This is a genomic window from Halanaerobium saccharolyticum, from assembly GCF_003259895.1.
Taxonomy (GTDB): domain Bacteria; phylum Bacillota; class Halanaerobiia; order Halanaerobiales; family Halanaerobiaceae; genus Halanaerobium; species Halanaerobium saccharolyticum_A.
Genome location: NZ_QLME01000002.1, coordinates 1 through 21558 on the forward strand (window position 1 = coordinate 1; position 21558 = coordinate 21558).

The window sequence follows — 21558 nt, forward strand, 5'->3', positions numbered from 1 at the left end:
ATGGCTTTAAGTAATTATCCCTGGGCTGATTTTAGATCAACAAAAGCAGGAATTAAAATACATACTCTCATCATTTATGATGGAGATATTATGCCTGATAAAGTTGAGATCACTCCCGCTAAAGGTGCAGATAAAACTAAAATGGATAACTTAATTGTTCAGGATAAAAACACTCTCCATGTCTTTGACAGGGCCTATGTTGACTATCAGAGTTTTGACAATTACTGTGATGCCGGTATTCTCTTTTTATCAAGGCTCAAAAGTAATGCTAAAATTGAGGTTCTAAAATCTAAAACTGTAATTGTTGATGGCCAGGAAGTTAAAGATTCGATTGTTCTTTTAGGTGACAAAAAACAGGACAAACAGATGGAGAATATCTTGAGAATCTTAGAAATACCTGACAGAGAAAACCATGGCAGTACAATTAGATTAATTACAAACGACTTTGAACATTCTGCAGCATTAATCAGCAGATACTACAGAGATCGCTGGCAGATAGAGATTTTCTTTAAGTGGATCAAACAGCATCTACATGTTAAAGTCTTTTATGGACACAGTGAGAATGCTGTTAAATCACAGATATTTACTGCTTTAATCAGCTTTGTATTACTTACTCTCTTAAAAAGAGAAGCCAATACAGATAAGAGTTTATTTAAGGTGCTTAAATATTTTAAAGCCTGTAAGTTTGAGAGTCTAAAAGCTTTTATCAGAAAGATAAATCGACCACCATCACGCACTTCTAAAGGTCGCAGGGTGATAGATTACGAAAAAATCTATCAGTTAACCGAAAGGCAGGTGATGGCAGGAGATACAGAACTTTTATATTCAACAGAATTCAATCCAGTAATTCTGTAACAAGAACAAATATATTATGGTAAAATGTGGATAAAGGCTATCTCTTAATACTCCATTATCTCTTTTTCAAAAAAAAGGATAGGGTAGTGACTGAATATTCTGTAGATAGTATACTTTACCAATAACTCAAATTTGACAATGCTTAAATATTTTTATGCAATGCTAGTGAAATTTTTTCTTAAAGAACAAAGTCAACAAGAGAATGAAAAAACAAATATATTGATAGGGCAAAACTTAAAAGTGGAGTAAGTATAAACTATATCAAAAGACAAAATGGAGTATAAATTATTTGGTTTAATTAGTTTCTATAATTTAGAATAACACAAGGGGGATTAAGATGAATTATAAAGATACAGGAAAAAGAATTATTAAAGCAATTGGTGGAACAAAAAATGTGAAATCTATAAGTTATTGTGCGACCAGATTACGCTTTAAATTATATGATAACAGTAAAGTTGATATACAATCTCTGGAAGAAGATGATTCAGTTTTAGGAATACGTGAAACAAAAGAAACTTTACAGATTGTAATAGGTACAGAAGTAGGCGAAGTGTATCAGGGAATTGTTGATGAAACCGAACTATTTGGTGAGGGCAGTCTTGAAGATGATAAAGAGATAGATGATGCTGATAAAATGGGCAGTAAAAGTGAGAAGTCTTTATTTGACAAATTTCTAGCAACTATTTCGGCTATATTTACTCCCTATATTCCCGTGCTGGCGACTGCAGGAATTATCAAGGGTTTAATTGCAATTGCAAATAACATAGGGATTTTATCGGCAGAAAGTTCAACTTATGCTATTTTATCTGCTGCTGGAAATTCTTTGATTTATTTTTTTCCAATTTTACTAGCATTTACTGCTGCCAAGGAATTTGAAGCTAACCCCTATACTGGTGCTGTTATAGCAGCTGCTTTAATGGAACCAAATATTACAGGAATTGTAGAGACTGGTAAAGAGATAACATTTTTGGGTATTCCTTTTACTGCAATGAGCTTTGCTTCAACAGTTATACCGGTTATTTTAGCAATGTATGGTTATGCTTATCTGGAAAATTTTTTAAAAAAACATTTACCTAAATCGATGAAGTTTATATTTATTCCTTTAATTTCGTTGTTAGTTATGGTTCCTCTGACATTAATGGTAATTGGTCCAATTGGAGGTGTATTGGCAAACGGGGTTGCTTTTGTTTATAAATATTTAATTGAAACTAACTTAGTGTTAACAGGAGTTATTTTTGGAGCATTTTTCATATTTGTAATCATGACAGGTATGCACTGGGTAGTACTTCCATTAGAACTTCAATATTTAGCAGAACATGGTTATGAATATACCTTAGCCACAGGCGGTTTAGGAAACTATGCTCTGCTGGGTATATGTTTTGCTGTCTGGTTAACAACTGAAAATAATAAGTTGAAGAGTGTAGCGGGCTCGGCTGCTTTTGTTAACTTTCTATCTGGAGTTACTGAACCGGGAATTTATGGCGTGCTTTTTAAAAAGAAAAAATATTTTATTGCCTTAATTGCTGGTGGTGCTCTGGGAGGATTGGTAAGTGGTCTTCTGAATGTCTATGTGACAGCGTTTGCTTTTTCAGGATTATTCGGATTCCCTGCATTTATGGCAAGTCCAAAAATTGTCGGGTATGTGATTAGTATAGTAGTTTCATTTTCAGTAGCTTTTGGTTTAACCTATTTCATGGATAGGAGAGAAAATAAAAAAGCAGAAAAAGAAGTTTAGTTTACCTAAATAGTAAGTGGCTAAACTAAGGATACCATGGTATCTTTAAGGCGTTTGCTTATTATGAAAATTGTTTAAATTGGAATATAATAGGAGGTTGTTTATGTTAGGTTATAAATAATCACTTATCCGTTTTTCTTTTGACTTCTTCAGGATATTTAGTAGGCATGATATTTTCCTCCAATTTAATTTGGTATTATCTTATTATATCATGTCCGAGAAAAAACTGTTTAATTAATTATACCCGATCCAAACACTGGAGCTATTTACTACAGCTGTACTAAAAATTAAGGAAGAAGAAAATAGAGAGCAAGTTATTTATCCGGTTGCACCTCATTAGTTTGTTGCCAGTACAAAAGCTAAAATTGGGACACAGTATTAATATTAATTACGATTTTAAGATAGAATTTGTGCTTTTGTATACTTCAACTTATCCTAATGCACTTGGCCTAAAGGATGTCCTGGCAGCTAAAAAGCAATGGTAACAGAGTATTTCTTTGCCGATGCACTGGTAAGGGGATACTATCCTGAATATCAAAAAAAATAAATTTAAAAGAAATTAATATTGACATAGAGCCAGATGATCTGAAGATAATTCAGAAAGACACAGTTTATTATATTGGATTTATTATATGAGTCTGGTAGTAATAGCAGAAAAAGATAAGGGAGAAAAAAGCCAAGGTGATACGCTAGAAGGTAAAAATATCTTTATTTAGACTCTTCAGAATGAGGGTGGTAGATTAAATAAGAATATTTTTGTCAAATATATATGATAGATATTAAATACCTTTATTTTGTGTGGAAAATGGTCTTGGTGCTGTAGATAAAATATAAGAAGATTATTTGTGTTGATAAAGATAATGATGGTAATGGAACCTTAAATAGATACCGTAAAGATAGTTTTTACTGGTATAAAAATATTATTGCCAATAAGGAAGAAGATTTGAATTGAAAAGGAGAGTGAGATTTAATAATGAAATACCCTAATTTATTTAAACCTATTAAAATAAATGGGCTTATGCTTAAAAATAGAATTATTGCCACACCTACAGGTGCTTATAATAATGATGATAAAGCCTTGGGTGGGGCAGGACTGGTAATTACTGAAGGTGTTTTTGTAGAACCGGGTAAGTCGAGCTGGTCAAGTGCAGATGATCCCTATGCTTTCGCCAAGTATGAAGTGGAAGGCACCAGAGAAAAATTAATAACTGCCCGCCAAGCAGGTTCCAAAGCTTCACTGGAAATAGCTCATGCTGGACAATATGCCAGAGTTAAAGATTATGCTGTAGGACCGACAGGGTTTGTTCGTGATGATGGTACTGAAGTGATTTCTATGGATGAAAGAATGATGGAAGAAACATTAGAATGGTATGGTAAAACAGCCTGGAATGCAAAGGATATAGGTTATGATATGATTTTTATGCACTTTGGCCATGGCTGGCTGCCGGCACAATTTCTTTCACCACTGTTTAATAAAAGAAGTGATGAATATGGTGGTAGTCTGGAAAACAGAGCCAGATTTCCCCGGAAAATACTTGAACGTGTCAGGGAGGTTGTTGGACCTGATTTTCCTATAGATATGCGAATTAGTGCTTATGAGTGGGTGGAAGGCTCTATTGAGTTTCAGGATGTAGTTGAATTTATCAAAATGGTAGAGCCTCTTATTGACACTGTACAAATTTCTGCAGGACTGGATATTAATCTTGAAGGCAATGTTCATGCATCAACAACAATCTTTGAACCACATATGCCTAATGTTGACTGGGCGTCTGAGGTAAAAGAAAATGTAAATATTCCAGTGTCAGTGGTAGGAGCAATTATGACACCTGAAGAAGCAGAAGAACTGTTAGCAGATGGGAAAGTAGATATGGTTGCACTTGGTAGACCGCTTATAGCTGACCCCGACTGGCCTCAAAAGGCAATGGAAGGAAGAGCCGAAGACATTGTGCCATGTATACGCTGCCTTCAGTGTTATCATATAGCATCAAATCGTAGAAATGTAGGTTGTTCAGTAAATCCACGTTATCGTAATAAAACTAGGATTCCGCAGAAAATTAAAGAAGCTGAAAAAAGCAAAAAAGTAGTAATAGTTGGCGCGGGACCTGGCGGTCTTAAAGCAGCTCAGATAGCAGCTAAAAGAGGACATGAGGTTATTCTTTTTGAAAAGGAAAAAAAGCTTGGCGGTCTTATACGAACTTCCCACTATGAAGAATATAAAATTGATTTAAAGAGATATCTCGACTATATAATACGCCAAGTTAAAGAGTCTGATGTTAATATAAGAACTGGCGTAGAAGTAACCCCCGAAATGGTTAAGGATATTAATCCTGATTCGCTCATTATTGCTGTAGGCTCAGAGCCTGTTATTCCTTCTATTCCTGGTGTGAATAAAGAACATGTTATTACAGCTGTTAAAGCGATATATAATTCTGAACTGATAGGTAATAAAATTGTTATTATAGGAGGAGGGAGTATTGGCTGTGAACTAGGGCTTGAATATTCCTTGCTTAAAGAACATGATGTAAGTATTATTGAAATGACTTCAGAACTGGCTGCTGGTGGAAATGATCTATATCGAATAGGTCTGCGTCAGAAAATGGACAAAGCTGATACCTTAACCCGTTTAACTGAAACAAAGTGCCAAGAAATAACAGAGGATGGTGTAATTGTTGAAGAAAAGGGTTCTAATGAACGATTTATTGAGGCTGATACGGTAATTTTAGCAGTAGGATTAAAACCTGATAAGAAAGCAGCTGAAGCCTTTTATGGTATTACACCTGACACGGCAATGATAGGTGACTGTGAGAGGGCTCGCACAGTTATGGAAGCTACACTTGAAGGTTGTTCAATTGCTCTAAATTTATGATTATGGAATATAAATAAGGAGTCTGGTTTTCAAACTTTTATTAGTATCCTATACAATGAAAGGTTTTGTAAACATGATTAATGGAGTTATTGCACTTGTAATTTCACTTCTAGTTTCCTTTTCTTTAAGTTATGTCTTATTTAAACCGTAGCAGAAAGGGGAACAGGTTAAAAAGCAGGAAGAAAAGTTAGCAGAGTCTGTATAAGAAAATAATATAATAAGAAGGGTGATTAAGATGACAATATTACCAGATGATTTTATGTGGGGAGGAGCAGTTGCAGCCAATCAGTGTGAAGGTGCCTGGGATGAAGATGGTAAGGGCATTTCTATTTCTGATGTCTGTACCGGCGGCTCTCACGAACAATCAAAAAGAATTACCAGAGAAATCGAAGAGGATACTTTTTATCCTTCACATGAGGCTATAGATTTTTATCACCGCTATAAGGAAGATATTGCGCTAATGGCGGAGATGGGCTTTGAGGTTTTTCGTTTTTCCATTGCCTGGACCAGAATCTTTCCGACCGGAATGGAAGAGGAGCCAAATGAAGCCGGTCTGGAATTTTATGATCAAGTAATTGATGAATGTTTAAAACATGATATTGAACCTTTAATAACAATTTCTCATTATGAGATGCCCTTTGCCCTGACTGAAAAATATAATGGCTGGGCAGCGAGAGAGTTAATTGATTTATATGTTAAATACGCAGAGACATTGTTTAAAAGATATAGGGGCAAGGTTAAATACTGGCTGACCTTTAATGAAATTAATTCAGGCACAATGCCCATGGGAGGATTTTTATCACTGGGAATCTTAAATGAAGAAACGACTGATTTTACCGATCAGGTAGATGAACCGCAGTTAAGATTTCAGGGCTTACACCATCAGTTTATAGCTAGTGCTCTGGCAGTAAAGGCAGGTCACAAGATTGATCCTGATTATCAGATTGGAAGTATGAACATTCAGGCAACCTTCTATCCCAGAACCTGTAATCCTGATGATATAATTGAAACTCAAAAGAGAGATCAAATAGTAAACTATTTCTGCGGCGATGTTCAGGTAAAAGGAGAATATCCCTTTTATATTGACCGCTACTTTAAAGAAAATGAGATAGAAGTAGAAATGGAAGAGAGAGATCTTGAAATTTTAAAGGAAGGAACAGTAGATTATTATACTTTCAGCTATTATATGTCCAACTGTGTGACTGCAGATCCAGACCAGGATCAGAGCAGTGGTAATATAATTGGAGGAGTGGAAAACCCCTATCTTGATTCCAGCGACTGGGGCTGGCAGATTGATCCTAAAGGTTTAAGATATACCTTAAATTATTTATATGACCGTTATCAAATACCACTTATGGTGGTCGAAAATGGTCTGGGAGCCAGAGATGAGGTAGAAGAGGACGGCAGTATCAATGATGATTACAGAATTGACTATCTGCGCCGCCATATTGAACAGATGAAAGAAGCAGTTAAAGATGGTGTAGATCTTAAAGCATATACCCCCTGGGGCTGTATTGATCTGGTTAGTGCATCCACCGGAGAGATGAGAAAAAGATATGGTTTTATTTATGTTGACAAACATGATGATGGTTCAGGAACTTTAGAAAGAAAACCTAAGCAGAGTTTTTACTGGTACCAGAATGTTATAGAGTCCAACGGAGAAGAATTAGAGATTGAAAATAAAAAATAAATAAAGATCATTAAATTAACTGCACAAAAAAGAATATAAAGGATGATTTCTCTTCGGTTTAATAATGGAGAGAGATCATCTAAACTTTTTAAATATCACTTTATTTTGTTTTGATTATTCAAAATATTTGCTATATAATGTTAATTAAGAAAAGGAAAATATTCCTAATATAGATAATAATAATTTATACTAATAATATATTTAGATATTTATTATTTTCAAAAATGTTTAATTTGAAAGGGGGAGTATCTCTGCTGTTGTCGTGAACTATGACTAAAACTCAAAGGAGGAGAAGTAAATGAAAAAATTAATTAGTTTTTTTATTGTTCTTGTCTTAATTTTTGGGGGGATGGCAGCTGTTCAGGCAGAAAGTCACAATTATTACAATCGAGTCGATAAGGTATTTGATTGGGGAACAAGTACAACTAAAGTAATAATTAATCTCGGAGAAACAATAAATAATGAAATGGTTGATTGGAATACTTTTGAGGTTCATGTAAAAAGATCTGATCCGAGATTAGAAGATTCATTTTTAGAAGAGGGCCAGCGAAAAATTGAAGCGGCTTATGTTTCAGATTCAAAAGGAGAAAAGTTGGATTCAGGAGAATTTCTAACTTTAGAATTAGAAGTTGGACCAGGATTAAGTCTGGATTCCGCTCTTAATTATATTTCTGATCAGGGTGGGAATAATTGGATTGATGTTAAATACACAATTTCTCAGCTAAAAGATATTGAAGCTGAAACCGGAACTTTAAGTGGAATTGAGATTACAGAGTTAAATAAGATTTTTAGACCTCAGATAGAAAAATTTGTTACTGGCTCTTCATTTTATAATGATTCAATTAATGGTGAGATTGATTTAACCTATGCAGCTTATGAACCTGAAGTTAAAGATATGACTAAAAAGCCCTTGATAGTCTGGCTTCATGGTGGAGGTGAAGGAGGAACTGACTCAACGATTCCTCTAGCAGCAAATAAATCTGTTAATTTTGCTGCTGAAGAAATACAGGATATTTATGATGGTGCTTATGTACTTGTTCCACAAACACCAACCAGATGGATGCATCCAGGAGCTAAGGAAAGAGATTTTGAACATCTGCCTCCCGACTCAGATGAAAATGGTAGGCCGTATACCTCCAAGTATACTAAAGCGCTGATGGACCTAATTGAAAACTATGTAAAATCAAATATGGGGATTGATAGAGATAGAATCTATGTTGGTGGTTGTTCCAATGGTGGTTTTATTACAGTAAGACTTGGTATTGATTATCCAGGTTATTTTGCAGCTCTATACCCCGTATGTCATGGAATGACTTATGAATACTTAACTGACGAAGATATTAATAAATTAGTAGATCAGAATATCTGGTTTGTTTCAGCTGCAACTGATAGTGTCCTTCCTGCTCCCAGTTTTACTATTCCACTCTATGACAGGTTAATAAAAGAAGGGGCTCAAAATGTTCATTTATCTTATCCCAAAAGAGTAATAGATACTTCCGGAAAACATCTAACTGAGAATGGTAAACCATATGAATATAATGGTCACTGGTCCTGGATTTATGTTTATAATAATGATCTGAGTAATGAAATCAATGGAAAAACTACCTATATTCAAAACTGGCTGGCTAACCAGGAATTAGAAGATTAAAATCCTGAATCTTAAATAGAGGAGAGTGTCGTTATGAGAACAAATAGTAAATTAATTTTGATATTTTTTATTTTAGCTGTACTGGTTTTTGTCTGGATGAATAACTCACTGGCTCAGGATTCTGAATACAAAATCACCTTTTATACATCTGGTCTGGAAATAGATAGTAAAATTGTTCAGAGAAATCAAACAATAGAATTACCGGATCCACCCGAAAGAGAGGGTTATGTTTTTGCCGGTTGGTATACTTCCGAATCAGAAGAACAGTATAATGCTTTTGATCCGACTCAAGAAATAAATAGTGATTTAAATCTTTATGCCCAGTGGATTGCAGAAGACCATGTAAATATAATAGAAAGTACTTCAGCAGACAAGACTGTTGAATTAGGATATTCTGATTCTTCAGGAATAGAGATTAGAAGCATGGATGATAATTCTATTGTGGAAGCAGAGGAGTTAGAAACCGGGACTCTGGACTATCCAGTTTATAAGGACCTAAATAAAAATGGAAAACTTGATCCGTATGAGGACTGGCGGTTGAGTGTAGATGAACGTACTGCTGATTTAGCTTCGCAAATGAGCTATCAAGAAATTGCAGGATTAATGTTATACAGCAGCCATCAAACTAGCTGGGAAAACTCTATGCCGACTCAAGCTCAGGTGACTTTTCTGGCTAATGATGATCTCAGACATGTTTTAATGGCAGGAGAAGTACCGGCAGAAGTTGCAGCTCCCTGGAACAATAATATTCAGGCTATTTCTGAAAAATTGGGACTTGGAATTCCCGCAAATAATAGTTCTGATCCCCGCCACAGTGCAGCAGTTGGGGTTGAATATTATTCTGACAATACAGGAACTATTTCACTCTGGCCAAATTCTTTAGGTCTGGCAGCAACCTTTGATCCAGAATTAGTCAAAGAATTTGCTCAGATAGCATCAAAAGAGTATAGGGCACTCGGTATTTCAACTGCTTTATCACCTCAGATTGATATAGCAACAGAACCCCGCTGGAATCGTACAAATGGAACCTTTGGTGAAGATCCAAAACTCGCTGCAGATATGACTGAAGCTTATGTAAGTGGTTTTCAGGGTACATTTGCTGATGGCGAATTAACAGGCTGGGGATATGACAGTGTAAATGCAATGATGAAACACTGGCCTGGTGGAGGAGCTGGTGAAGGTGGACGTGATGCTCACAGTGATTTTGGTAAGTATTCTGTTTTCCCGGGCAATAATTTTGATGCCCATACCATTCCTTTTGTTGATGGAGGATTAGTCGGAGAAAATGGTGATACTACAATGGCCACTGCAGTAATGCCTTATTACACCATTTCTTATAATGTCGATCCATCCGGTAAGGACTTATCCAACGCCTATTCTGAATATATAATTAGTGATTTATTAAGGGATAAGTATAATTTTGATGGAGTAATCTGTACTGACTGGGGTGTTGATGGTGGCCGGGGTTGGGGACCTGCGATAGAACCACTGGACACTGCCGCCAGATCAAAATTGTTGATAGAAGCAGGAGTCAATCAGTTTGGTGGTCGAAACACTTCCCGCTATATTTTAGAAGCAGTAGAATTAGCTGAAGAAGAAGGAACCGAAGAGGAATTTAGAGATCATATGGAATTTGCAGCAGTTAGACTCTTAAAAAATATCTTTAGAACAGGTTTGTTTGAAAATCCATATCTTGATGAAAAAGAATCTTCAGATTTAGTGGGTAATGAGGAATTTGTAGAAAAAGGCTATGAAGCTCAACTTAAATCAATTATAATGCTCAAAAATAAAAATGATTTACTACCTTTAGCAGAAGACACAGCAATATATATTCCGCAACATGAAGGGGAATATATTTTTAAAGGAGCAGAAAATGATTTTACTGTAGTTGACTCTTCTGAGGAAGCTGATCTTGCTGTAGTAACAATGAATAGTCCCCAGAGTCCAATTGAACCACCGATTGGCTGGGCAATGTTTGGCGGTGGCTGGTCACCGGGTGAAAAGGCTCCATATGATTTTGAAGAATACCCCTATGATCATGGATATTATCCTTTAACTTTACAGTACAGTGAATATACAGCTGTAGAAGCCCGAGATGTTTCAATAGCTGGAGATTACAGAAATATAACAGAAATTGAAGGAACAGCAAGCAGTAAATACTTAAATCGAAGTTATAAAAACAGAAAGATGACAGCCACTAACTTCGGCCAGTACCAGCAGCTCTTAGATACCAAAAAGGCTATGGGAGATAAACCTGTAATTACTGTGATTAATTTGGATAATCCAATGATATTTAAAGAAGTTGATCCCCTGGCTGATGCTATTTTACTCCGCTTTACTGCCAGTGATAATGCTGTTTTAGACATTCTAAGTGGTAGAGAAGAACCATCTGGATTATTACCACTGCAGATGCCGGAAGATATGGCAGAGGTTGAAAACCAGGCTGAAGACTTACCAAGAGATATGGAAGTCTATCAGGATTCGGCAGGCAATTATTATGATTTTGCCTTTGGTCTGGATTGGGATGGAGTAATTGATGATCACCGGGTAGAAAAATATCGTCGCGAACCTCTGAAAAAACCTCAAACAGCTGAAAATAGCAACACTACAGCTGATTATGTTACAGTAGAAACTAAGACTCTACCAATGGGACAGTTGGGTAGTGAGTATTCTGCTAAAATAAAAACTAAAGAGCCTGCAAATTTAGAATTGATTAGTGGTGATCTACCGGCTGGATTTGAATTTGAGAATGGAGTGCTTGCAGGAACTCCAGTTGAGAAAACTGATAAGTATGGTGAGCAGCTCAAGCTAAGGGCTGCAGCGGCTGGCAAATTGGATAGAGTATTTAGAATAACTCTGGTAGTTAACGAAACAGGTCCTGTTAATCTGGCTGATCCGAATCAGCTTTCTATCTTAATTAATCTTGCTCAGGCAGAAAATGCAGGCAACTACACAGATCAGGAATGGGAAGAATTAAATGAAGCTCTAAGAAATGCTAAAGCAGTTTATCAAAATGCAGCTGAATTAGAACAAGTTGATCTTGATAGAGCAGCTGAAAGGCTGGAAAGAATAATTAAATAGAAATCAATAAAAATATAAAACATTTAAAAAGCTCCAATTACTCAGTTAAAGTAGTTGGAGCTTTTTAGAGTTAAAAAAACAATTAATAATATTGCTATAATTTACAAATAATGGTATAATATTTATATTATCATTGAACTTGATCGTTAAGTTATGGTAAAATATAAATAGAGAGATGGAGGAAATATATTGGATGTTATAAAAAGTCCACATGATTCTCTTTTTAAAAGAACTCTTGGTGATAAAAAAGTAGCAGTAGATTTTCTAGAAAACTACCTATCAGATAATATTTTAAAAGAAATTGATTTAACAGATATTAAGATAGCTAAAGATAGTTTTATAGATAAAGATTTAGCAGAAAGTTTTTCTGATATTTTATATAATGTAAGTATCGATGGCAAAGACGGGTTTATTTATCTATTATTTGAACATAAAAGCTATTTTGATAAAATGACTCCAATCCAGATGCTGGGCTATATTACAGATATCTGGGAGCTTTATGATAATCAGACTAAAAATGAAAGACTGCCACCTATTATACCGATTCTTATTTACCATGGAAAAAGAAAATGGAATTATGGCAGCAGATTATCTGGGTTAGTTGAAGAGACTTCAGAGGCTATTTCAGATTATATACCTGATCATAAGTACTTACTTTATGATTTTTCCAAATACTCTGATGCAGAGATAAAGGGTCAGATCAAGTTAAGATTATTTTTGAAATTAATATCGCATATTTTTGATGATAATTTTGATAATGGGCTGCGGGAAGTTCTGCCGTTATTAATTGAACTAAGAGAAAAAACAACTGGACTTGAATATATTGAAACCGTTGTGAATTATATTTTAAATACAGGAGAGGAAATTTCTTTAAATGAGTTGGAGCAAAAATCAAAAAACATTTCAACTGAAGGGAGTGCTGTAATTATGACTATAGCAGAAAAGATTTATCATGATGGCAAAGAAGAAGGTAGAGAAGAAGGAAAAATCGAAAATATGCATGAGATGATTGAATTTGCACTTGAGTTGAAATTTGGACTGAAAAGCAAGGATATTATAGAGGATATAAAGGAGATAAATGATTACAATAAATTAGAAGAGATTAAGCATGCTATACGAAATCATGATTCTTTAGAAGAATTTACTGCTAGTTTAAATTTTTAATTTGATAGATTTAGAATTTGCTTTTATAAAATAAAAAACAACATAGTTGGAAAATTATTTAAAACAATAATAACTTCTATTATTAAAGGCGGTTGCTTAATGCAGCTGCTTTTTTCATTATTAAAATTAAGTTTTAAGAATTATTTGTAATCATCTTTCAGATTAAATATAATAATAATAGAAAGTACACAATCCGGGAGGGATAAATAATGGAATATAAAACTATTGGCAAAACAGGTGTAGAGGTTTCTCCACTCTGTTTTGGAACGATGTCCTTTGGTGGAATTGCTGATGAAAATATGTCGCGTAAGATGTTTAAGGAAGCACGTGATCGGGGTATTAATTTTTTTGATTCTGCGGATGTATATAATGAAGGCCGCTCTGAAGAACTACTGGGTAAGTTTATGCAGGAACATAAATGTCGGGATCAGCTGGTTATTACTTCAAAGGTCTTTGGGAAAACGGCGGAAGATGTTAATGCAAAAGGACTTTCTCGCCGTCATATTAAACTGGGAGTAGAAGCCAGTTTAAGAAGATTGAAGACTGACTGGATTGACTTCTATTTTGTCCACAGCTTTGATTCGAAAACAGATATGCTGCAGACTTTAAAAGCAATGGATGATCTGGTTAAAGAAGGCAAGATTCTGTATCCGGCAGTCAGCAACTGGGCAGCCTGGCAGATAGAAATGGCGCTCGGTATTTCTCGTCAGGAGAGTCTGGCCCGTTTCGAGTTGATCCAGCCGATGTATAATCTGGTTAAAAGACAGGCAGAAGTTGAAATTTTACCGATGGCTGTAGCAGAAAACATGGGTGTTATTTCTTATAGTCCCCTTGGTGGTGGACTATTAACCGGTAAGTATGGAAAAGATAAGCGGCCTGATAAAGGTAGACTGGTAGAAAGAGAAGATTATGCAACCCGTTATGGTTTAAAACAGTATTATCAAATAGCAGAGGATTTTAGCAATCACGCTCGAGAAAGAGGTGTTGATCCGGCATCATTAGCAGTTGCCTGGGTAGAGTCCAATCCTGCGATCACTGCTCCAATTATCGGAGCCCGCAACCTGGAACAGCTTAAGGGTTCTCTGGGAGCACTGGATATTGAGATGACTGAGGAATGGAGAAAAGAAATAACTGAACTCTCAATTACTCCGCCGCCGGCAACAGATAGATTAGAAGAACAGAAGAATATAAATTATTTTTAAAGCAATTTAGAGGTCTGTCAGAAGCTTTTTTTCTGATAGGCCTTTTCTAATTTTAATTTCACTGCAAATAGTGTTAAAATTAAGATAGTATAAGAAATTTGTATATAGTATAAGAAATTTCCAAAATAACTTGACAGCTACGGATTATATAATTATAATAGATACAACGCTTTAATACTTTAACATGGTAAAGAACTAAAATAATAAGTGGGAGGCAAAATAAATGAATGCATTTGTAGAAGGTGTCAGAGATATTTTACCGGCAGAACTGCGGAAAAGAAGAGCTATCTATCAGACAATCAGGGAGGTTTTTGAAGCCAATGCCTATCGAGAGGTTATTACCCCAACTCTTGAGTCGTTAGAATTGTATGCAGGTATAGAAGGGCTGGTTGATAAAAGCGAGATGTTTAAAGTAGTTGATGACAAAGGTCAAATTTTAGTTTTAAGACCGGATCTGACAATGCCGATCGCACGACTGGCAGCAAGTCGTTTTCAGGATAGTCCCCGACCACTTAAATTTTCCTATTTAAGTTCGGCTTTTCAGTCAAAAAATTCTCAGAGTTTAAGCCTCAAGGAAAAAACTCAGGCTGGAGTTGAATTGATCGGTTCAGATGGTTTAGAATCTGATTTAGAAATGATCCTGCTTTTAATTAAAACAATGCAGAAAGTTGGAGTTGAAGAACCACTGGTAGATATCGGTCATGCTGATTTAATCAACGAAATTTTTGCGGATTTAAACATTGCGGAAACTGAAAAAAGCGAACTGCGCCAGCTGCTGGCAGCTAAAAATAAGGTTGGAATCAAAAACTATATTAAAGATATTGAACTGACAGAGGATGCAGCAGAGGTTTTATTAAGACTGCCTTCACTCTTTGGTGCTCCCAAAAAAGTGGTTAAAGAATTGGAAAAAATGCCTTTATCAACGGAGACCAAAGATGCTTTAAAGACTTTAGAAAAGTTATTTAATAAACTGGAAGAATTTGAAGCTCTTAAATATATTACCTTTGATCCCATGCTGATTTCCCGTCACGGCTATTATACCGGCCTGATATTTAAAGGCTATGCTAAAGGATACAGCAACCTGCTGGCAAGTGGCGGACGCTATGATAATCTGACAGAAAAATTTGGTGTTGAAGAACCTGCCGTCGGCTTTGCTCTGGAAATAGAAAACCTGCTTGACTATTTAAATCGAACAGAAAATTTCAGTGAAGATCTGGAAAAAAGATTTTTGATTTCCTATCAGCAGGATAAGGACTTTAAACTTGCCTATGAACTGGCGGAAGATTTGCGGAATGCAGGTTTTGTGACAGAAGTATATAACGGTGCCGGCAGAGAATACCTGGATTTTCAGCAGATAGATTTTGTGATTTCTCTGCAGGCTGATCAGCTGGAGTTAAAACAGTATGGCGGTTCCAGTGCAGAAATTGAAAGAAATCAGAAGGAAGCATTAGAGTACCTGATTTTAAATAAAATAGAGGAGTGGGAATAATGGAGAATCTCTGTATTGCCATGGCCAAAGGAAGGCTGGCAAAAAAAGCAGTCAGGCTCTTCCGGAAGGCCGGATATGACTTACCCGAAAATATGCTTAAATCACGCAAATTGATTTTTGAAATAGAAAGCGAAAAATTTGAAATTATTTTAGTTAAGCCAGCAGACGTACCGATTTATGTGGAATATGGGACTGCTGATCTGGGAATTGTGGGCAAGGATACCTTACTGGAAGAAAATCGTGATCTTTACGAAGTTCTAGATTTAGATTACGGAGTCTGTGAGTTTGCTCTGGCTGGACTGCCTGATCGAAAAGATACATTACTGGAGCGTAAGGTAGCCACTAAATATCCTGATTTTACCCGCCGTTATTTCCGCAAAAAGGGAGAACCGGTTGAGATTATTAAATTAAATGGTTCAATTGAGCTTGCCCCTCTGACCGGTCTGGCAGATACCATTCTGGATATTGTAGAAACCGGCAGAACATTAAAAGAAAATGGGCTGGTAGTCTATGAGAGTATTAGAGACCTGTCTGCGCGTCTGGTGGTTAACAAGGTAAGTATGAAAACCAGGCAGGAGGAGATTGCTTCTATTATTGAAGCTCTGGATCAAGTATTAAATGGAGATGATAATGATGCTTAATATAAAAAGGATTAAAGATGGCCGAAAAAATGTGGATCAGGTTAAAAAGATGCTGGATAGTCGTTCTGGTGATAATCTGGCTCAATATCGAGAAATAGCAGCAGGAATTTTAAAAAATGTTCAAAAAAATGGTGACCTCGCAGTTTTAGAATATACTTCGCGTTTTGATGGAGTTAAATTTGAAGCTTCAGAACTGGAGGTAAGTGGAGAAGAAATTGAGGCTGCACTTAAAGAAGTGGATGAGGATTTTAAAGAAGCTCTAAAAAACGCAGCTGCTAATATAGAAGACTTTCATGCTGAGCAAAAGGACAGATCCTGGCAGAAGCAGAAAAAACCGGGGATTATCACCGGTCAGGTCTGCAGGCCGCTAAAAAGAGCAGGAGTTTATGTACCTGGAGGTAGAGCAGCTTATCCATCTTCAGTTTTAATGACAGTTATCCCGGCCAAAGTGGCGGGAGTTGAAGAAATCATAATGCTGACCCCACCTGATAAGGAAGGAAAGGTGAGCCCTGTTATCCTGGCAGCAGCTGAGATTGCAGGTGTTGATCGAATCTTCAAGATTGGTGGGGCTCAGGCCGTAGCTGCAGCAGCCTATGGAACCGAAACTGTGCCGGGTGTTGATATTATTGTTGGTCCGGGTAATATTTATGTTTCAATGGCTAAAGAATTAGTTTTTGGCCAGGTAAAAATTGATATGATTGCTGGACCCAGTGAAATTTTAATTATGGCAGAAAAAGATTCCAATCCGGCCTATATTGCAGCTGATTTAATGAGTCAGGCTGAACATGATCCCCTGGCTTCTTCAATTTTAGTTACCGATGCCCCGGAGCTGATCGGGAAGGTAGAGAAAGAATTAGAAAAACAGATTGAAAAAATGAGCAAAAAAGAAATCATCAAGGAATCACTGGAAGAATTCGGACTGATGATTGAGGTTGAAGACCAGGAAGCAGCAGTGGAAATGATCAATCTGGTTGCTCCCGAACACCTGGAGCTGGCAGTTAAAAATCCATTTGAGCTGCTGCCGGCAGTAGAAAATGCAGGCTCCATTTTTTTAGGAGAATATACTCCGGAGCCAGTTGGAGATTATTATGCAGGTCCAAACCATGTCCTGCCTACAAATTCAACTGCCAGATTCTTTTCACCTTTATCAGTACGGGATTTCGTCAAATATTCTGGTTTTATCTACTACAGCAGAGAGGCACTTAAAGAAGCAAGTGATGATGTGATCTGTCTGGCAGAAGGTGAGGGTCTTGATGCCCACGCTAATTCAGTTAGAATTAGAAATGAAAACTAAAGTAGTTTAAAGCTAAATGTAGATTTAGTATTTTAAGCTGAAGGAGGAAAAAATGAGCAGTAATAATTTAAATAACAAAGAGCAAATCTTAAAAGAACAGCTGCGGCCCGAAGTTAGAGCGATTTCTCCCTACCATGGGGAAGAAGATGACTTCGAGGTAAAAATCAACCTTTCAGGAAATGAATCCCCCTTTGATCTGCCGCAGGAGATTAAGGATAAATTTAAAAAAGAATTTGATCAACATGATATCAACCGCTATCCGGAAATTTATTCGGAACGCTTACATCAGACCCTGGCTGATTATTTAAGCAGAGAGCTGAATAAGGAAGTCAGGAATGAAGAAGTATTAGTCGGCAACGGCTCAGATGAAATACTGGATATTTTAATTCGATGTTTTGTTGAACCAGGAGATGTTGTGCTTTCCCAGACCCCTACTTTTTCGATGTATAAATATTTTACTGAGTTAAGTGGTGGTAGTTACGAGGAGCTGCCGCTGACTGAAGACTTTGATTATCAGAATATCAAGAATAAAATTGATGAATTAGATCCCAAAATTATCTTTTTCTGTTCTCCCAATAATCCAACCGGTGAGGTGCTGGAGAGGGAAATGATTTTAAAAGTGGCTGAATATTTTACTGGCCCGGTGCTGGTGGATGAGGCTTATGCAGATTTTAATGAGCTTGATTTAATGCCTGATGTCAGTGATTATCCCAATCTAGCAGTGACCCGGACTTTCTCCAAGGCCTTTGGACTGGCAGGAATCCGTTTTGGTTATTTATATGGGAATCAGATACTGGTTGAGGAATTGAAAAAAGTATTGAAGCCATACAATTTAAACTCCTTAACAGATATTCTGGCCTGTTTAATTCTGGATAATGATGATATTATAAAAGAAAGAATTAAATTTATTAAAAAAGAACGGCAGAAGCTTTATCAGAAATTGAATCAGTATCAAAAATGGCAGCTTTATCCTTCGATGGCTAATTTTCTTTACATAGAGGGCGAAAAAACTGTGGAGTTTAAAAATATTTTAAATCAGCGGGGGATTAAGATCAGGTCCTTTAATAGTGAACCGCCAGCAATTAGAATTACTGTTGGTAGTGAAGAAGAAAATGAAGCAGTTTTAGAGGCTTTTGCAGAATTTAAAGAGAAAAATTAGGAGTGATTTATAATGAGTAAAGATCGGGTAGCAGTTGAGCAGCGAAAAACCAATGAAACTGAAATTATTGCCAGTGTAAATCTGGATGGAAAAGGCAGAAGTGAGATCACAACAGGGATTGGGTTTTTCAATCATATGCTGGATCAAATTTCCCGTCACGGCAGCATTGATCTTGAGCTTTCTGTTAAAGGAGATCTCCAAATTGATCAGCACCATACAGTAGAAGACACCGGGATTGCTCTGGGTAAGGCTTTTGCCAGAGCTCTGGGAGATAAAAAAGGAATTAGCCGTTTCAGCAGTGCCCTGGTTCCTCTGGATGAAACTTTAGTCAGAGCAGTTGTTGATATCAGCGGCCGCCCCTATCTATACACTGACTTACCCTTTACAAGAGAAATGGTTGGAGACTTCCCGGCGGAGATGGTAGTTGAGTTTATGCGGGCCTTTGCCTTTAATGCAGGGATTACCCTTCATTTAGAAATTTTACATGGTGAAAACTGTCACCATCAGATTGAGGCAGTTTTTAAAGCTCTGGCCAGAGCTCTAAAAGATGCAGTAAAAATCGAGTCAGATCAAATTCCTTCCACAAAGGGTGTGCTGTAAATGATCGCGATAATAGATTATGGAGCAGGAAATTTAAACAGTATTCAGAAGGCACTGGAGTTTGTGGGGGAAGAGACAGTTATTTTAGAAAAAGCTGAGCAAAAAGATTTAGATAAATATTCAGGTCTGGTTTTACCGGGAGTAGGCGCTTTTCCGGGGGCAATGAAGAGGTTGAAGCAGGGAAATTTCGTTAATTTTATTGAAAAATTTGTAGCTACAGGCAAACCTTTTTTAGGAGTCTGTCTGGGGATGCAGCTCTTATTTGAGTGGGGATTTGAGGATCAAAAGACTGCAGGTCTGGGTCTGCTCAAAGGTAATATTGTCAGGATGGAGACAGAATACAAGATTCCTCATATGGGGTGGAACCAGCTGCAGATAATTAAAAATGATCCTTTATTTAATGGTCTGCCGGAAAATTCTCATTTTTATTTTGTTCATTCCTATCTGTTAGGTGAGCTGACCGATGATGTACTGGCCACAGTTGGTTATGGAACTACAGTACCAGCAGTGGTCAGAAAAGATAATGTAATTGGATTTCAGTTTCATCCCGAAAAAAGTGGAGATAATGGGATTAAACTTTTAGAGAATTTTAGGGAGCTGTTATAGATGATAGTATTACCGGCAATCGATTTAAAAGCAGGTGAGGTAGTCCGGCTCAAGCAGGGAGATTTTGAACGCAAAACTGTTTACAGCCAGAATCCTTTAGAAACTGCAGAAGACTTTGCAGCTAAAGGAGCAGAATGGCTGCATTTAGTTGATCTCGATGGTGCTTCTGCAGGTGAAAGTAAAAACTTTAACGTAATTAAAAAAATTGCAGCCGAGACTGAGCTTAAAATACAGACTGGAGGCGGAATTCGCAAAAAAGAAGATGTAAAACGCCTGCTGGAGCTGGGAGTTAAGCGGGCAATCATTGGGACTCTGGCAGTTAAAGATCCGGAAACCCTGTCAGAAATACTCAAAGAATTTGGAGCCGAAAGTATTTTAGTCAGCATTGATGCCCGGGATGGTAAAGTGGCCACTTCAGGCTGGCTGGAAGCAAGCGAAAGAGATATGCTTGATTTTGCTAAAGAAATGGAAGCTCTGGGGGTCAAGTATATTTTATATACAGATATCGGTCGGGACGGGATGCTCAGCGGTCCTGATCTGGAAGGATTACAGAAATTAAAATCTGAGACTGAGCTTAATATCATTGCCTCCGGGGGGATCAGCTCCAATCAGGATTTATATGATCTGGCAGCTAAAGATTTTTACGGAGCAATCACCGGTCAGGCAATTTATCAGGATAAGGTTGATTTAGAAGAAGTATTAAAAAAGCTGGGTGAAGATAATGCTTAAAAAAAGAATTATTCCCTGCCTGGATATTAAAGATGGTAGAGTAGTTAAAGGAGTAAATTTTGTTGGTTTAAGAGATGCCGGGGATCCGGTAGAATCTGCCAAGGAATATAATGATCTGGGGGCAGATGAACTTGTCTTTCTAGATATAACTGCCACCACAGAAAAACGTAAAACTTTAGCTCAGCTGGTGGAAAAAGTTGCTGCTCAAGTCTTTATTCCGCTGACAGTTGGTGGTGGAATCAGAACAGTAAAGGATATGCAGTTTATTTTAAGAGCAGGAGCTGATAAGGTTTCTGTAAATTCAGCCGCGGTCAAAAATCCGAAACTGGTACATCAAGGAGCACTTAAGTTTGGCTCCCAGTGTATTGTCGGAGCAGTTGATGCAGCCAAAAGAGAATCAGGAGCAGGCTGGGAAATCTTTATTCATGGAGGCAGTAAAGAGACTGGAATTGACCTGATCGAATGGGTTAAAGAACTGGAAGAACTGGGAGCAGGAGAGATTCTTTTGACCAGTATTAATTCTGATGGTACCAAAGATGGCTTTGATCTGGAGATGTTAAAAGCTGTGACAGCTGCAGTTAATATTCCGGTTATTGCCTCAGGTGGTGCCGGCAGCATCCAGCACTTTGTAGATGTTTTTAAAGAAACCGGAGCCGATGCGGCACTGGCGGCCTCGATTTTTCACTTTGGAGAAATTGCAATTAGAGATGTCAAAACTGAACTGGAAAAAGCAGAGATACCGGTCAGAATTGAAGATAAGAAAGGATAGGGTGATCTAGTGCTCAAAATTATAGATAAA

16 protein-coding genes are annotated in these 21558 nt (G+C 37.0%); all 16 read left to right on the forward strand.

The genetic code is table 11. The annotated features are described in order from the left end of the window. The coding region (locus C7958_RS01640) for an IS4 family transposase (protein WP_111570932.1) at window positions 1-855 on the forward strand (855 nt) is incomplete at its 5' end. Between the two features lie 337 nt (window positions 856-1192). Next, on the forward strand, window positions 1193-2590 hold the full coding sequence (locus C7958_RS01645; RefSeq protein WP_111570933.1) for a PTS transporter subunit EIIC: 1398 nt from the start codon (window positions 1193-1195) through the stop codon (window positions 2588-2590). Between the two features lie 973 nt (window positions 2591-3563). Further along, window positions 3564-5456 (forward strand): oxidoreductase, encoded by a 1893-nt coding sequence (locus tag C7958_RS01650; RefSeq protein ID WP_111570934.1) that lies wholly within the window; start codon window positions 3564-3566, stop codon window positions 5454-5456. 235 nt (window positions 5457-5691) lie between these two features. Then, the gene (locus tag C7958_RS01655) at window positions 5692-7146 is read left to right on the forward strand and encodes a glycoside hydrolase family 1 protein (RefSeq protein WP_111570935.1); all 1455 of its coding nucleotides are present in this window, start codon (window positions 5692-5694) and stop codon (window positions 7144-7146) included. Window positions 7147-7444: 298 nt separating this feature from the next. Next, a complete protein-coding gene (locus C7958_RS01660) occupies window positions 7445-8794 on the forward strand; it encodes an alpha/beta hydrolase-fold protein (RefSeq protein ID WP_111570936.1) in 1350 nt (449 codons plus the stop codon). A 33-nt stretch (window positions 8795-8827) separates the two neighbouring features. Next, window positions 8828-11875: a glycoside hydrolase family 3 N-terminal domain-containing protein gene (locus C7958_RS01665; protein ID WP_111570937.1), complete on the forward strand. Its 3048-nt coding sequence runs from the start codon at window positions 8828-8830 to the stop codon at window positions 11873-11875. A 189-nt stretch (window positions 11876-12064) separates the two neighbouring features. Then, a complete protein-coding gene (locus tag C7958_RS01670; RefSeq protein ID WP_111570938.1) occupies window positions 12065-13039 on the forward strand; it encodes an Rpn family recombination-promoting nuclease/putative transposase in 975 nt (324 codons plus the stop codon). A gap of 209 nt (window positions 13040-13248) precedes the next feature. After that, window positions 13249-14241 (forward strand): aldo/keto reductase, encoded by a 993-nt coding sequence (locus tag C7958_RS01675; protein WP_111570939.1) that lies wholly within the window; start codon window positions 13249-13251, stop codon window positions 14239-14241. A 223-nt stretch (window positions 14242-14464) separates the two neighbouring features. Beyond that, complete coding sequence (gene hisZ, locus C7958_RS01680) at window positions 14465-15730, forward strand: ATP phosphoribosyltransferase regulatory subunit (RefSeq protein WP_111570940.1); 1266 nt, start codon at window positions 14465-14467, stop codon at window positions 15728-15730. Continuing rightward, complete coding sequence (gene hisG / locus C7958_RS01685; RefSeq protein ID WP_111570941.1) at window positions 15730-16371, forward strand: ATP phosphoribosyltransferase; 642 nt, start codon at window positions 15730-15732, stop codon at window positions 16369-16371. Before hisZ ends, hisG begins: the two co-directional genes overlap by 1 nt. After that, window positions 16364-17665: a histidinol dehydrogenase gene (hisD, locus tag C7958_RS01690; RefSeq protein ID WP_111570942.1), complete on the forward strand. Its 1302-nt coding sequence runs from the start codon at window positions 16364-16366 to the stop codon at window positions 17663-17665. The genes hisG and hisD overlap by 8 nt, the downstream gene beginning before the upstream one ends. A 52-nt stretch (window positions 17666-17717) precedes the next feature. Next, the gene (gene hisC, locus C7958_RS01695) at window positions 17718-18824 is read left to right on the forward strand and encodes a histidinol-phosphate transaminase (protein WP_111570943.1); all 1107 of its coding nucleotides are present in this window, start codon (window positions 17718-17720) and stop codon (window positions 18822-18824) included. A gap of 12 nt (window positions 18825-18836) precedes the next feature. Next, complete coding sequence (gene hisB / locus C7958_RS01700) at window positions 18837-19424, forward strand: imidazoleglycerol-phosphate dehydratase HisB (protein ID WP_111570944.1); 588 nt, start codon at window positions 18837-18839, stop codon at window positions 19422-19424. Further along, a complete protein-coding gene (gene hisH / locus C7958_RS01705; protein ID WP_111570945.1) occupies window positions 19425-20030 on the forward strand; it encodes an imidazole glycerol phosphate synthase subunit HisH in 606 nt (201 codons plus the stop codon). Further along, window positions 20031-20759 carry a 1-(5-phosphoribosyl)-5-[(5-phosphoribosylamino)methylideneamino]imidazole-4-carboxamide isomerase gene (gene hisA, locus C7958_RS01710; protein ID WP_111570946.1) on the forward strand — a complete coding sequence of 243 codons (729 nt, stop codon included), beginning with the start codon at window positions 20031-20033 and terminating at the stop codon, window positions 20757-20759. Beyond that, window positions 20752-21528, forward strand: a complete 777-nt coding sequence (gene hisF, locus C7958_RS01715) for an imidazole glycerol phosphate synthase subunit HisF (protein WP_111570947.1) — start codon at window positions 20752-20754, stop codon at window positions 21526-21528. Before hisA ends, hisF begins: the two co-directional genes overlap by 8 nt. Window positions 21529-21558 lie beyond the last annotated feature (30 nt).